The organism is Amycolatopsis sp. NPDC102522 (assembly GCF_055584485.1).
Genome location: NZ_JBVJLY010000017.1, coordinates 147,698 through 161,934, shown reverse-complemented (window position 1 = coordinate 161,934; position 14,237 = coordinate 147,698). Strand labels below are relative to the sequence as shown.

General features: G+C 69.7%; 11 protein-coding genes. 8 read left to right on the top strand and 3 right to left on the bottom strand.

The window, feature by feature from the left end:
- Window positions 1–215: 215 nt before the first annotated feature.
- Entirely contained in the window at window positions 216–1,499 is a 1,284-nt protein-coding gene (gene eno / locus ACZ6YV_RS31640; RefSeq protein ID WP_465513097.1) for a phosphopyruvate hydratase, read from the bottom strand.
- Window positions 1,500–1,693: 194 nt separating this feature from the next.
- Here eno and ACZ6YV_RS31635 point away from each other — a divergent pair, with 194 nt between their 5' ends.
- Entirely contained in the window at window positions 1,694–4,675 is a 2,982-nt protein-coding gene (locus ACZ6YV_RS31635; RefSeq protein WP_465513096.1) for an AfsR/SARP family transcriptional regulator, read from the top strand.
- Window positions 4,676–4,737: 62 nt separating this feature from the next.
- Here the strand turns inward: ACZ6YV_RS31635 and ACZ6YV_RS31630 are convergent, their stop codons facing one another.
- Complete coding sequence (locus ACZ6YV_RS31630) at window positions 4,738–5,934, bottom strand: DUF8189 domain-containing protein (protein WP_465513095.1); 1,197 nt, start codon at window positions 5,932–5,934, stop codon at window positions 4,738–4,740.
- A 454-nt stretch (window positions 5,935–6,388) separates the two neighbouring features.
- Here ACZ6YV_RS31630 and ACZ6YV_RS31625 point away from each other — a divergent pair, with 454 nt between their 5' ends.
- From ACZ6YV_RS31625 to ACZ6YV_RS31595, 7 genes are all read left to right on the top strand, one after another.
- Window positions 6,389–6,505 carry a lasso RiPP family leader peptide-containing protein gene (locus tag ACZ6YV_RS31625; protein WP_005163738.1) on the top strand — a complete coding sequence of 39 codons (117 nt, stop codon included), beginning with the start codon at window positions 6,389–6,391 and terminating at the stop codon, window positions 6,503–6,505.
- 100 nt (window positions 6,506–6,605) lie between these two features.
- On the top strand, window positions 6,606–8,432 hold the full coding sequence (locus ACZ6YV_RS31620; protein ID WP_465513094.1) for an asparagine synthase-related protein: 1,827 nt from the start codon (window positions 6,606–6,608) through the stop codon (window positions 8,430–8,432).
- A complete protein-coding gene (locus ACZ6YV_RS31615; RefSeq protein WP_465513093.1) occupies window positions 8,429–8,695 on the top strand; it encodes a PqqD family peptide modification chaperone in 267 nt (88 codons plus the stop codon). Before ACZ6YV_RS31620 ends, ACZ6YV_RS31615 begins: the two co-directional genes overlap by 4 nt.
- Window positions 8,692–9,111, top strand: coding sequence for a lasso peptide biosynthesis B2 protein (locus ACZ6YV_RS31610; protein WP_465513092.1), 420 nt, complete (start codon window positions 8,692–8,694; stop codon window positions 9,109–9,111). The genes ACZ6YV_RS31615 and ACZ6YV_RS31610 overlap by 4 nt, the downstream gene beginning before the upstream one ends.
- Window positions 9,112–9,182: 71 nt before the next feature.
- Window positions 9,183–10,991 carry an ABC transporter ATP-binding protein gene (locus ACZ6YV_RS31605; RefSeq protein ID WP_465513091.1) on the top strand — a complete coding sequence of 603 codons (1,809 nt, stop codon included), beginning with the start codon at window positions 9,183–9,185 and terminating at the stop codon, window positions 10,989–10,991.
- Between the two features lie 51 nt (window positions 10,992–11,042).
- Window positions 11,043–11,717 (top strand): response regulator transcription factor, encoded by a 675-nt coding sequence (locus tag ACZ6YV_RS31600; RefSeq protein WP_465513090.1) that lies wholly within the window; start codon window positions 11,043–11,045, stop codon window positions 11,715–11,717.
- A complete protein-coding gene (locus tag ACZ6YV_RS31595) occupies window positions 11,714–12,994 on the top strand; it encodes a sensor histidine kinase (protein ID WP_465513089.1) in 1,281 nt (426 codons plus the stop codon). Before ACZ6YV_RS31600 ends, ACZ6YV_RS31595 begins: the two co-directional genes overlap by 4 nt.
- Here the strand turns inward: ACZ6YV_RS31595 and ACZ6YV_RS31590 are convergent.
- The gene (locus ACZ6YV_RS31590; protein ID WP_465513088.1) at window positions 12,975–14,228 is read right to left on the bottom strand and encodes a DUF1501 domain-containing protein; all 1,254 of its coding nucleotides are present in this window, start codon (window positions 14,226–14,228) and stop codon (window positions 12,975–12,977) included. The genes ACZ6YV_RS31595 and ACZ6YV_RS31590 overlap by 20 nt on opposite strands.
- Between the last annotated feature and the right edge of the window lie 9 nt (window positions 14,229–14,237).

Here is a 14,237-nt window from a genome sequence, read left to right as displayed (position 1 = left end):
CGCCATCGCCCGGCTACAGCCAATCGGTGACATGCCCGGGAGGACGCCGTCAAAGCCGGGAATGTGGAAGGTGGCGAGCGCTCTTGGCTCGCCACCTTCAGGACATTCCGCGGCGCGGCTCACGGCACCGAAACCCTTGCGGACGTGACGCGAAGGGAACCTTCCCATGCCCTACCCTCAACGGAACCGTTTTGCGGCCGGCTGGGCCGGATTCGTCAGCGGCGGCCGCTTAGCGTGGTGGCGCCGGCGTAGCGGGCTTCGGTGCCGAGCTTCTCTTCGATGCGGATGAGCTGGTTGTACTTGGCCGTGCGGTCGGAGCGCGACAGCGAGCCGGTCTTGATCTGGCCGCAGTTGGTGGCGACGGCGAGATCGGCGATGGTGGTGTCCTCGGTTTCGCCGGAGCGGTGCGACATCACCACGGAGTAGCCCGCTTTGTGCGCTGTCTCGACCGTGGTGAGGGTTTCGGTGAGCGTGCCGATCTGGTTGACCTTGACCAGGATCGAGTTCGCGATGCCGCGTTCGATACCGTCGTTGAGCAGCTTCACGTTGGTGCAGAAAACATCGTCACCGACGAGCTGGACGCGGTCGCCGATGGTGTCGGTGAGCTGCTTCCATCCGGTGAAGTCGTCCTGGGCGACACCGTCCTCAATGGACACGATGGGGTAGCGCGAGGTGAGGTCGGCGAGGTAGGCCACGTGCTCCTCGACGCTGCGCTTGCGCCCTTCGCCCGTGTAGTCGTAGACGTCGCCGGTGTAGAACTCGGACGCGGCGGGGTCGAGCAGCAGGGCGATGTCCTCGCCGGGGGTGTAACCGGACTTCTCGATCGCGCGCAGCACGAATTCGAGTGCTTCGTCGGCGGAGCTGAGGTTCGGCGCGAAGCCGCCTTCGTCGCCGACGTTGGTGCCGTGCCCGGCTTCGTGCAGCGAAGCGCGCAGGGTGTGGAACACCTCCGAGCCCATCCGGACGGCTTCGGCGAAGGTCTCGGCGCCGAGCGGGCCGATCATGAACTCCTGGAAGTCGATCGGGTTGTCCGCGTGCGCGCCGCCGTTGATGATGTTCATCATCGGCATCGGCAGCAGATGCGCGAACACGCCGCCGACGTAGCGGTACAACGGAAGTCGCTTCGCGGCCGCGGCCGCTTTGGCCACGGCGAGCGAGACGCCGAGCGTGGCGTTGGCGCCGAGCCGGGCCTTGTTCTCGGTGCCGTCCAGCGTGATCAGCGCGCGGTCGACGTCGGCCTGCGCTTCCGCGTCGCGCCCGACGATGGCCTCGGCGATCTCGGTGTTGACGGCGTCGACGGCTTTGCGGACACCCTTGCCGTGGAAGCGGGTCTTGTCCCCGTCGCGCAGTTCGACGGCTTCCTTGGTCCCGGTGGAGGCGCCCGACGGTACGGCGGCCTGGCCGAGCGAGCCGTCCGCGAGTTCGACCTCGACTTCGACGGTCGGGTTGCCCCGGCTGTCGAGGATCTGACGGCCGTGGACGCGGATGATCGCGGTCATTTTGCTCCTCGATGAGTCGCGCCGGAACGCCGTGCCGGAACGGCCACGGCGGCCTGGCTGCGGTGCGCGGCCCCCAGCGAGCCGCGAGACATCCGCGAGGCTAGCAGAAATCACTGAATCGATCCCGTGCCCTGACCAGGCCTGCGTGAACGATTTGCGGCTTTACGATGCCTCGGGAGCGCTAGGGGTCGGGAGTGGAATTCCAGGTTCTGGGATCGATCACGTTGTGGGCGGACGAGCGGGTGTTCCCGGTCGGCGAGCCGCGTCAGCAGCAGATTCTGGCGGTGTTGCTGCTCGAGGCCGGGCGGACGGTCGGTGTCGACACACTGGTGAGCCGGGTCTGGGGCGAGGCGCCGCCCAACCAGGTTCGCCGTTCCCTGCAGGCGCACATCACGCGCATCCGGCGGGTGCTGGAGCAGGCCGAGCCGGGGAGTGCGCGGCTCGCGCGGGACGCCGGTGGTTACCGGCTGGACATCGGCCCCGACCAGGTCGACGTGTTCCGGTTCCGGAGCGCGGTGCGGGACGGCGACCGCGCCGCGCTGGCCGAGGCGCTGGGCCTGTGGCGGGGCGAGCCACTGGCGGGGCTGCCGGGGGAGTGGGCCGAGCGCACCCGCCGCACCCTGAGCCAGGAACACGAGGCCGCCGTGGTGGCCTGGGCGACGGCCGAGATCCAGGAAGGCCAGGCGGCCGCCACGATCGGCAGGCTGACCGAGCTGCTCGGGGAGCATCCTCTGCACGAGGGGGCCACGGCGGTGCTGATGCGCGCGCTGTACGCGGTGGGCCGGGCGGCCGACGCCCTTGCCCTGCACGAACGGATCCGCCGGGCACTGCGTGACGAACTCGGCGTCGATCCCGGTCCGGAACTGGCCGCGGTGTACGAAGCCGTGCTGCGCCACGACCTTTCACCGCGGGAGCCGGGACGGCCGGTCGTACCCGCGCAACTGCCGGCCGACGTCACCGAGTTCACCGGCCGGGACGGCGAGATCGCCGAGCTGGACAGGCTGGTGGGCAGGGTGGGTGACGAGCCGGTGATCGTCTGCCTGACCGGCACGGCCGGGGCCGGCAAGACGGCGACGGTCGTGCACTGGGGCCATCGGGTGCGTGACCGGTTCCCGGACGGGCAGCTGTATCTGGATCTGCGCGGGTACGCGCCGGAGCAACCGGTGCCGCCCGAGGACGCGCTCGCCGCGTTCCTGACCGCGTTGCTGCCCGGCGGCGCGGAGGTACCGCTCGGTGCGACCGAACGCGCTGCCCGCTTCCGCACCGAGCTCGACGGACGGCGGATGCTGGTGGTGCTGGACAACGCGGTCTCGGTCGAGCAGGTCCGCGCGCTGCTGCCCGGCACCGGCACCTGCGCCGTCGTGGTGACCAGCCGCGACTCGCTCACCGGTCTCGTGGCGCTGCACGGCGCGCACCGGGTCACCCTGGACCAGCTCCCGCTCGCCGACGCGGTCACCTTGCTCAGGCGCCTGGTCGGGCGGCGGGTGGACGCCGAACCCGGGGAGGCCGCCGCGCTCGCCGAGCGGTGTGTGCGGCTGCCGTTGACCCTGCGCCTCGCGGCCGAGCTCGCCGTGTCCCGGCCCGCGGTCCCGCTGTCCCGGCTGGTCGCCGAACTCAGCGAGGCTCAGCGCACCCTCGACGTGCTGAGCGGCGGAGAAGACCAGCGGGCCGCCATCCGGGCGGTGTTCTCCTGGTCGTCGCGGCACCTGAGCGACCAGGCCGCCGACGCCTTCGCCGCGCTCGGCCGCCACCCCGCCCGGGCCTTCGACGTCCACGTCCTGGCCGCGCTCGCCGGGCAGCCGCTCGAGACGGCCCACACCCTGCTGAACACTCTCGTCCGCGCGCACCTCGTGCAACCGGCGGGCGTGGACCGGTATCTCATGCACGACCTGCTCAAGGCGTACGCGGCGGAAACCGGCAGCGTCGACGAGCGTGCCGCGCTCGACCGCGTCTACGCCTACTACCTCGCCACCGTCGCCGCGGCGATGGACCGGCTCTACCCCGGCGAAGCCCGCCGCAGGCCGTCGGTTCCCGCCGCGGCGAGCCCGGTGCCCGGGTTCCCCGGCGTCGACGACGCGCGGGATTGGCTGGCCGCCGAACTCGCCACGATGCCGGTTCTGGCCACGCACGCGGCGACGCACGGCCGGCCCGAGGCCTCGGTGACGTTGTCCCGGTTGCTGTTCCGCTACCTCGACGGGCGCAACGAGACCGTCGCCATCGCCATCCACGATCACGCGCGCGCCGCCGCCCACACCATCGGCGATCGCGTCGGCGAAGCGACCGCCTTCCACGCACTCGGCGGTGTCCATCTCCAGGCGGGCCGGGCCGACGCGGCCGTGGCGCACCTGCGGGCGGCGTCCACCCTGTTCAAGGAGATCGGCGACCTGTCGTCGCAGGGCCGGGCCGTGGCCGCCGTCGGTATGGTCGAAGAACGCGCCGGACGGTACCGGCCCGCCATCGACCACTATTCCCGTGCGCTGGCCCTGTTCCGCCATGACACCGACCTGGTGGCCCAGGCGCACGTCCTGACCAGGCTCGGCGCCACCCAAGCCCGGATCGGGCACGCCGCCGCGGTGACCAATCTGGACCACGCGATGGCGCTGCACGAGCGGGCGGGCCACCACTTCGGGCAGGCGTGGGCCAAACTCGGATTCGCCGAGATCGCGCTCACCCGCGGCCACCTGAGCGACGCCCTCGCCCTGCACACCGAAGCCGTGGAGCTGTTTCGCGCCGTCGGCCACCTCGGAAGCGAAGCCTGGGCCATCGACGGTCTCGGCAGGACCCACACACTCCTCGGACGGCCCGACAGGGCGGCCGAACATCACCGGCGGGCCCTCGACCTGTTCGTCACCCACGGCGACCGCGACGGCGAAACCTGGGCACTCAACGGGCTCGGCGAAGCGTGCCGCGCCGATGGCGACCCCGCCGCCGCCCAGACGCAGCACGCCGCGGCGGTGCGTCTCGCCGGCCGAACCGGTGCGCGAGAACAGGAAGCCCGCGCCCACCACGGTCTCGCCAGAGCCGCTGCCGACATCGGCGACCTCCTTGCCGCACAACGGCACTACACCGACGCCTTCGCGATCTATCGCGACCTCGGCCTGCCCGCCGCCGACCTGGTCCGAAAGGAACTGGCGGACCATCCCGAGCAAGGGCCTCCGCCGGCAGACAGCGCGTGAAGGCCCCCTTCCCTCGACTGAGCCGAGGGAAGGGGGCCTTCACGCGCGAAACGATCTGGTGGTCAGCCGTGCAGTGGTCCTCCGAAGGCGAAGAAGGCCGTGAAGCCGCCGACGAAGTTGGTCTGGATCCGGCTGTACAACCGGTTGTCAGTGCCTCTCACGATGAACTGATCGGCCACCGTTCGGATGGGCGTCGCTGTCCCGCCGCTCGCGGCAGGGTTGCCGAAGGATTTGCCGCCGAGGTCGATGTACCCGCCGAACCTGTTCGACCCGGGTGGGCGCCGGTTCAGGTAGGTACGGAGGTTGGTGCCCCGGTGGTAGAACTGCAGCCCGGTGTCCTTGGCGATGGAGACGGCGATGTCGCTGGTGGCGATACCGCCCAGATTGACCCAGCCCGGGGCGTTGAAGTTCCAGGTGAAGATGGCGTTGCTGCCCGATTGACGGGTGAACACCTCGTTGCCCCGGAAGGTGAACATGGCGCCCTCGTTGACGAGCGTCGGGTTGCCGGTGGTGAACAGGTCGCCGAGCTGTGTCCAGCCGGGGATCGACCCGGTGGTGTTGTCGATGACCGTCGAGTACAACCGGTTGACCACGCCTCGCACCACGAGCCGGATGCTGATGTCGAGGCCCGGCGAATCGATGACAGCCGCCGAAAGCTCGCTGGTGGCGTAGAGGCCGAGGTCGGACCAGCCCTGTGGTGCGCCCTGGACGAGCAGATTCGTGAAGACCCGGCCGGTGTCCATGTCACGGGCGAAGATCCGGATCATCGGCAGCCGGGAGCCCCGGGTGGGGATCTTGACCGCGGTGACCTCGCTGGAGATCCGCAGCCCGGGAATGACCTCGAAGGCGGTCGGGAAGTTGTACGAGACGACCAGGCTGGTGATCGCCTGGTTGTCGGTGTTCCTGGCGAAGATCTGCGCGCCTTCGGGCGCGGTGACGCCCGTCGGGTCACCGATGATCTGCTGGCCGAGGGAACGGAAGTCCGCGTAGCCGTTGGTGCTGGGCGTTCCCGGGCTGTACAGGATGGTCTTGTCCAGCCCGCGGGAGACCATGAACAGACCCGACGGGTCGATCACCGGGGTGCTGTTGAAGGTGACGTCCGGATCCAGCGGCGCCGCGTCGGCGAGGGCCGTGCCCGGTGCCGTGAGGGCGACCAGGGCGGACATGGCCACCCCCGCCAGCGTCCTGACCAGTATCCGGCGCCGGTTCCGCGGCTTGGCCGCGGGACCGGCGCTGTTTCTCCTGCCTGTCGTGATCATCTGTCCTCCGTAATTGGTTGAGACCTGTTGGAAGCTAGGTCCGCCCACTTGCGGGAATGTTGTGGAACCGCAGTGGCCGACAGCCCGGCGCCGAGGGAGGCGCCCCGGTTCCGGATTCCTTACTACATCTTCGTCGCGATCGACATCGATGTCTTCGAAGGTCAAGGAACACTCCGGGGGAATTGCCGACACCCTGCTCGCCACTGCGCGAAAATGGCCTGGAATATCCGTCGTCCGCCGGGCCGGGTCCTGCGAAATCCATCGACGTCCCGATTGTCTCGGGGTGTCCTTCTGAGATTCCTTGACAGTGACTTACTTGTCTCGGTACACAGGCCATGTCGGTACTCGGCCACGGGGAGGCTGGAGCAAAACTCGGGCCAAGTGGTTGTACCGCAACGTGTCCGACACGGCGGACGCGGGGAAGGGAACAGAGAATCGGAAAGGAGGTGTGCACATGTATTCGAAGCCGACCCTGCTCAAGCTCGGTTCTTTCGAGCGGCTGACGAAGCACAGCCGTCCGGCCAAGAAGGACAAGGCGGGACGTCGTCGTCCTCGCCACGTTCTGCTCTGATAAGTCGCTTTCAGGCGCGTGGTGGCGTGATATCCGCGAGGCGGGATATCACGCCGCCGCGTGTATTTCGGGATCGGTTTCGAACGGGGTGGCCTTGACGGTGAACAATGCTCATGCGGGGGAGTGGCTGATCGCGCTTCCCGACCATCCGGATGCCGCCGCGGTCGTCGCCAGGCTCGGCCCGGCACCGCGGCGAGTCGACCATCCCTCGGGCAGGCCCTGGCTGATCGGCCACTGGGATCCGGTCGACCTGCGGGTCGGTTCCGCCGGAGACGCGGGGTCCGTCGCGGCCCTCGGGTTCTGTTCTGCCACAGTCGAGAAGCTGTCGAAGCTCGCGGAGCGGGCCGCTGACGTGTCAGCGCTGGACGATCTCCCGCTGGCAGGCAGTTTCCATCTCCTGGCCACCTTGGGCGGCACCAGTCGGATCCAGGGCAGCCTGTCGGGTTTCCGCCGGGTGTTCCATGCCTCCGTGGGCGGTCTGACCGTGGCGTCGACCCGCGCGGACGTGCTGGCCGCGCTGACCGGCGCCGAGATCGACCGGTCTCGGCTGGTGATGCGGTTTCTGCTGTCGGAGGTCCCGCTCCACACCGTGAACTCGCCGCTCTGGCAGGGAATACACGTGGTGGACGAGGACTCCTGCCTGCTCCTCTTCCCCGACGGGCGCTTCCGGATCCGGCGGCGCTGGGAACCGCCCCTCGACGACCTGCCGCTGGCTGAAGCCGCCGACGCGCTGCGGGTGGCGCTGGCCGACGCGGTGCAGACCCGGCTGGACACGGGCCTGAAGGTGACCGCGGATCTCTCCGGTGGCCTGGATTCCACCACCTTGTGCTTCCTGGCCTCGCGCGGAGGCCGTCCCTTGACCGCTGTCACCCAGCTCGCCATGGACGTCGGCGACGACGACCCCCTGTGGGCGGACCTGGCCGCCGAGCACCTGCCGAAGCTGCGCCGGATCAAGGTTCCCCGCGCTGAACTGCCCGCCCATTACAGCGACGTCCTCGACCGTTTCCCGCCGACGGAAGAGCCGTTTCCCGGCGTTGAGGACCGCCCCATGTATCGCGCGCTGGCAGCGAGGGCGGCCGCGGCGGGGTCGCAGGTCCACCTGACCGGTGACGGCGGCGACGAGACCTTGATGGGTGGCGCGGCAGGCGTGTTCGAACTGCTGCCCGCCCAGCCGTTGACCGCGTTGCGGCGACTGCGTGCGTACCGGGCGCTGGAGCACTGGAAATGGCGCGATATCGCCAAGTACGCCCTGGAACGGCGGAGCGACTATCCGGCCTGGCTGGCGAAACGCGCCCGCGGGATCGTGGCCTCGCCACTGGACGACGAGGGTGCGTCCAACCTCGTGCAACTGCCGCCATGGGCCACGGCCGAGGCGGTCGACCTCGCCCGGAGCCTGCTTCAGGAAGAAGCGGAGAAAGCCCGTCAGCACGGGCACAACTGGACGGCTCACCACACGATCTGGGGAATCCGCCTCTGCGCGAGCCTGGTGCGGGCGACGACACCGCTGTACGCGGCCGAAGGAATCCGCGTGACCTCGCCGTACCTGGACGACGCGGTGATCCAGGCTTGCATGGCGGCTCGCGCGCATGAGCGCCGCACTCCCTGGCAGTACAAACCCCTTCTGGCGGAAGCGATGCGGGGCATCGTGCCCGAACGGTGCCTGGCGCGCTCGACGAAAGCCGAGGGCTCCAACGTCGAACACGACGGCTTGCGCGCCAACGCGGACCGGTTGGCGGCGCTGTGCGACGAATCGCGGCTCGGCCGGTTGGGCTTGATAGACCCGGGCACGGTGCGGGAAATCTGCACCAGCTTCCGGATGCGGCTTTTCACCCCGTACGCCCTTTCCATCACCCTCAGCTGCGAGCGGTGGCTGCGCGATCTGGAACAGCCGGTCACCGCGGACTCGACCCCGGGGAGTGCCTCATGACCTTGCGGCTGCGCGACGACGTGTCGCTGACCGAGGGCGAAGACGGTGGCGGTGTGCTTCTCAACGAGCGTTCCGGAGAATACTGGCAACTCAACCTCAGCGGCTTCACGACTTTGCGGATGGGGCTCGCGGATGCCGAGGAACAGGTCATCGCCCGTGCCCTGGTCCCCGATGGCGCGCCGACCGGCGTGGAGCAGGCGTTGCTCGACATCAGGGAACTCGTCGAGCAGCTGGTGTCGGCAGGGCTGGTGACCCGGTCGTGAGCTCGCCGGAGACGCTGTTCGCCGCCGATCGGCCGCCGTTGCTCCTCCGGTTGGCGGCCCGGCTGGCGGTCGCTGTCGCACTGCCGATGGCCCATCTCCCGCCCCGCCGGATCCGCCGTCTGCTGTCGGTGCTGCGCCGGGGCGCGGTTCCGGCCACTTACGGGCAGGCGAGGGCGGCGCGGTCGGCCGTCATCACGGTCAGCCTGACCTGTGCCGGCAAAGGTTGTCTGCCCCGTTCGATCGCCACCGCGCTGCTGTGCCGGCTGCGGGGCCGGTGGCCGACGTGGCGGGTCGGGGTGCGCACCGGGCCGTTCGGCGCGCACGCGTGGGTCGAGGCCGAAGGCCGTGCCGTGGACGAGGGAGAGCAAATACTGGCCTTCCGTCCGCTGATGACGGTCGAACCACGTCACCGCTAGCGGTTTCGCCCGGTGGATACCATCGAATCCGGGAATCCCGACAGATATCGACAAGGCATCAGGGAGCCTGCATGGTCACCGAGGTCCAGTCCGGTCGCGCCGATCGGAACGCCGATGTGGACGAGGAAGATCAGGAGCCGGAGACCGACGAGAAAGTGCGGGTGAATTGGCGCGAGCTCGTCCGGATCACCCGCGGCCATCGGCTGCCCATCGCCGGGGCGATGGGATTGGCACTGCTCGGCGGCCTGACCGGTCTGGCGCAGCCCTTGCTGGCGACCAAAACCATCGACGCGTTCTCCGGCAGCCGCCCTTACGCGCTGCTGCTGACCTTGCTGGGCTTGGTTTTCCTGGCCGAAGCCGTCATCACCGCCTTCAGCCACTACATGCTCGAACGCACCGGCGAGAGCATCGTCCTGGGGTTGAGGTTGCGCATCGTCGACAGGCTGCTGCGCTGGCCGATGCGCCGCTACCAGCAGCATCGCCTCGGTGACCTGCTCACCCGTACCACCAGCGACACCACCCTGCTGCGCGATTCACTGGCGTACGACCTCGTCGAGGCCACCGTCGGCGTGTTCATCATCATCGGCGGCATCGCCATGATGATCTGGCTGGACGCGATGATGTTCCTCATCGTGGCCGCGATCGTCGGCACGATCGGCGGCCTGACCCTTCTGCTGCTGTCGGGAATCCGCACCTCGGTGGAAGACGCGCAGGACAACCTCGGCGGGATGAGCGCCGAGCTGGAACGTGCGCTTTCGGCTATCCGGACCGTTCGGGTAATGCGCGCCGAAGGCCGTGAGAAGGACCGCATCGGCCGCCTCGCCCAGGAGGCCTATGCGAGCAGCCTGCAAGCCGTCAAACGCAACGCCGTCATCAATCCGGCGATGACCCTCGCCGTGCACGGCGCCATGATCACCGTGCTCGTGGTGGGCGGGCTGCGGGTGGCCGGCGGCGGGACCTCGCTGGCCGACCTCGTCGGATTTCTGCTCTACGTCACCTATATCGCCACGCCGATGGCGAACATGTTCGACGTCTTCGCCACGCTGCAACGAGGATTGGCCGCCCTGCAGCGAGTCGACGACGTCACGCGGATTCCCACCGAGGACGAGGAAATCGCGCGGCCGGCGACCACCCGCCCCCGCACTCTCGAGAACTCCCCGGGCACCGAGACCCCGGCGATCGAATTCCGCGAGGTGGGTTTCTCCTACGAACCCGACCGTCCGGTGTTGCGGGAGGTGTCGTTCAGCGTCGAACGCAACAGTCACGTCGCGCTGGTCGGCCCGTCCGGCGCGGGCAAGTCGACGATTTTCGCGCTGATAGCCCGCTTCCACGATCCGCAGACCGGGCACATCCTCCTGGGTGGACGGGACAGCACCCACGAGATGTCCGTCGACGAGTGCCGTGAGGCGATCAGCTTGGTGGAGCAGAGCGCACCGGTCATGCACGGCACCCTGCGGGAGAACATCGTCTACGCCAAACCCGGTGCCGAAGCCGCCGAGATCGAGCGTGCCGTCGAACTGGCCAGCCTGGAAGGTCTCGTCCGCCGCTTGCCGCAAGGCCTCGACACCCCGGTGGGTGAGCACGGCAGCGCCCTCTCCGGGGGTGAGCAGCAACGCGTCGCCATCGCGCGGGCCCTGCTGCCACGGCCGCAGCTGCTGCTGCTCGACGAACCGACCTCACAGCTGGACGCGGCGAACGAAGCGGTCCTGGCCCGCACCATCGAGCACATCACCGCCGAATGCACGCTGCTGGTGATCGCGCACCGGCCGTCCACGATCCAGGCGGCAGACAAGACCGTCCTGCTGAATCACGGACGCGTCGAGGCGATCGGGCCGTACTCGGAGGTCGCGGGCGCCGAACCCGGCTCGCCGCCTGCCTGAGGATCGGCTGAAGATCCCTGCGCGTTCCTCCCGAGCGGGGAGAATGGGCGCATGGAACCGGCTCGGGTGCTGCTCGTCGAGGACGCGGAGGCGATCCGCGCCGCTGTCGAGTCCGCGCTGACCGGCGCCGGGCACCGGGTGCTCGGCTTGCCGGACGGTGAACAGCTGGAACGGTGCCTCGCCGAGTTCCGGCCCGATCTGGTGGTGCTGGACGTCATGCTGCCCGGGCGCGACGGTTTCGAGCTGCTGAAGGTCGTGCGCCGGTCCACCACGGCCGGGGTGCTGCTGCTGACCGCGCGGGACGCCGTGGACGACAGGCTCCGCGGGTTCGGCGAGGGCGCCGACGACTACGTGACGAAGCCGTTCGTGCTGGCCGAACTCGTGGCCAGGGTGGAGGCGGTGCTGCGGCGGCTGGGCCGGACGCGTCCGGTCGTCGAGGTCGGCGACCTGCTGATCGACGTCGAATCCGGAGTGGTGCGCCGGGCCGGGGTATCGGTCGAGCTGACCGCGACCGAGCTGAAACTGCTCACCTTCCTCGCGAACCGCCGGGACCGCGTGGTCGGGAAGGCGCAGCTGCTCACCGGGGTCTGGGGCTACGACGACTACGCGGCGAACCTGGTCGAGGTCCACATCAGCGCCTTGCGCCGCAAACTGGAGGCGAACGGCCCGCGGCTGCTGCACACCGTGCGCGGCCTCGGTTATGTCCTGCGCGACGGGGACGCATGAGCCGCCTCGGCACCGTTTCCCTGCGCCGCCGGGTGACCGTGACGGCGTCCTTGGTGCTCGGGGTGGTGCTGGTGGCGCTGGGATTCACCATCTCCGCCGTGTTCTCCGCCCAGGGCGAGCGGAATCTGAACGCGTTGCTCGCGGGACGGGTGCAGCTGGCTCAGCAGCTGGCGAAGGAGAACGTCGCGCCGTCGAATCTGGTGCGCCGGATCGACGCGCGCGGGGTGGTGGTGAGCCTGCGGCTGCCGTCGGGGGACACCATCGGCACGCCGCCGGAGCGTTCCGGCGACGGGAAACGGGTGAAGGCCGTGCTTTCGGGGCCGCCGCGGATCGACGGCGCCGAACTGGTCCTGACCGCGGACACCGCGTTGCTCGACGGCGCCGAGCGCACCTTGGCCCGGGTACTGGTGATCGGCGGGCTGGTCGCGATCGTGGTGACGGCGTTCGCGCTGCTGCTCGGGATGCGGGTCGCCCTCCTGCCGCTGGACCGGATGACCGGGCTGGCGCGGTCGATCGCGTCGGGTAGCCGGGGTGGCCGTTTGTCGCCTTCGCGGACGGACACCGAACTGGGCCGCACGGCGGAGGCCTTCGACGAGATGCTGAATTCCCTGGAGGCGTCCGAAGAACGGATGCGCACCTTCGTCGCGGACGCCGCGCACGAACTGCGCACGCCGGTCGCCGGGGTGCAAGCGGCCGCCGAAGCGGTGCTGGAGCTGGGCCCCGACGCGCGGCCCGAACAACGCGAACAGCTGGAGCTGCTGCTGATCCGGGAATCGCGGCGGGCCGGACGGCTGGTCGAGGATCTGCTGGACCTCGCGCGGATCGACGCCGGTGTCCGGCTGGAGCCGGAAACGGTGCGCCTGCGGGAGCTCGCGCGAAATCAGGCGGACCGGCTGACGCTGCTGGCGCCGTCGTCGACGGTGGTGGTGTCCGGCCCGGAGGCCGAGACCGTCGCCGACGAAGCCCGCGTCACCCAGATCCTGGCGAACCTCGCGGACAACGCCAGGAACGCGGCGGGTGACACCGGCCGGATAGAGTTCCATTGTGGACAGTCGGCGGACGGTGTCTTCGTCGTGGTCACCGATTCCGGGCCCGGCGTGCCGGTGGAGGACCGGGAGCGGATCTTCGGCAGGTTGGTGCGCCTGGACACCGCCCGGCGCCGTGATCGCGGTGGTTCGGGACTGGGCCTGACGATCGCCCGCGGCCTGGCCAGGGCCCACGGCGGGGACCTGACCTGCGAAGACGCGGGGTTCCGGCTCACCCTGCCGTACGGATGAGGTTCTCCAGCCGGGTGGTGTGCCCGGACAGGACCCGGCCGGGATCGGTGCCGAGGACGTCGCCGAGCACGGTGGCGTAGACGTCGCGGAAGTCGGTCGTCGCCTTGAGATCGTCGTCGTCGAGATCGGTCAGGCTCGGTTGCTCGCCGTGGAAACCGCCCTGGACGTGCTCGCCGAGCACGAACATCGGGCCCGCGGTGCCGTGATCGGTGCCGTCACTGGCGTTCGCGCGCACGCGCCGCCCGAATTCCGAGTACACCAGCACGGTGACCTGCTTGCCCCGGTCGCTGCCCTGCAGCCGCCGCACGAACGGTGTCAGCGCGGTGTCGAGTTCGGTGAGGAGCCGCTGCTGCGTGCCACGCTCGTCGGAATGGGTGTCGAATCCGCCGAGCGACACGGAATACGCGCGCGTCGGCACGCCGGCCTCGACCAGTCCCGCCACGAGGTCCAGCTGAGCGGCGAGGCCCGAGCCGCCGCCCGCCGACGCTCCCTTGTTCCGCTGCTCGTCCTCATCGTCCTTTTCGGACGCGTCATGCGCGGCTCCACCGAGAACGCGGACGGCGTTGTGCAGATCGCCGATCGAGCGAGCGGCCCTGGCACGCCAGGGATCCTCGCCGGGGAGCGGCGCGCCGAGAGCGGCGAAGGCGGTGCCCACTTCACCCTTCGGCAGCACCAGCCCGCCGACCGGCATCGACGCGGCCGCGGTGCTCTCCCCGGCCAACAGCGGCGGAAGCACCGGCTCGACCGAGACCGCGCGCAGGGGATCCGCGCCGGAGGTGTCCAGCCAGCGTCCGAGCCAGCCTGTCGGCACCGAGGTGTCGGGGGAGGCTGTCTGCCAGATCGCCATCGACCGGAAGTGACTGTGGTCCGGCTTCGGATAGCCGACTCCCCGCACGACAGCCAGTTTTCGCTCGTCCCACAGGTCTTTCAGCCCTTTCATGCCGGGGTTCAGCCCGAGCCCCTCGCCGAGGTCGAGCACTTCCCCCGGCTGATAGGCCAGGTCGGGCCTCGCGTCCTGGTAGGCCTTGTCGCCCGCCGGGATCACCGTGTTCAGCCCGTCGTTGCCGCCGTAGAGCGTGACGACCACCAGGACTCCCGCGTTCGGATCCAGCGGGTTCTCCGCGGCCGCGGTCATCAGCGAGTCCCAGTCCACCCTGGTCGCGCCGACGGCGAGCGCGCCGGCCGCGGTCACCCCGGTCAGGGTGAGAAAACGGCGCCGGGTCACGGTTTTCATGCTGTCCTC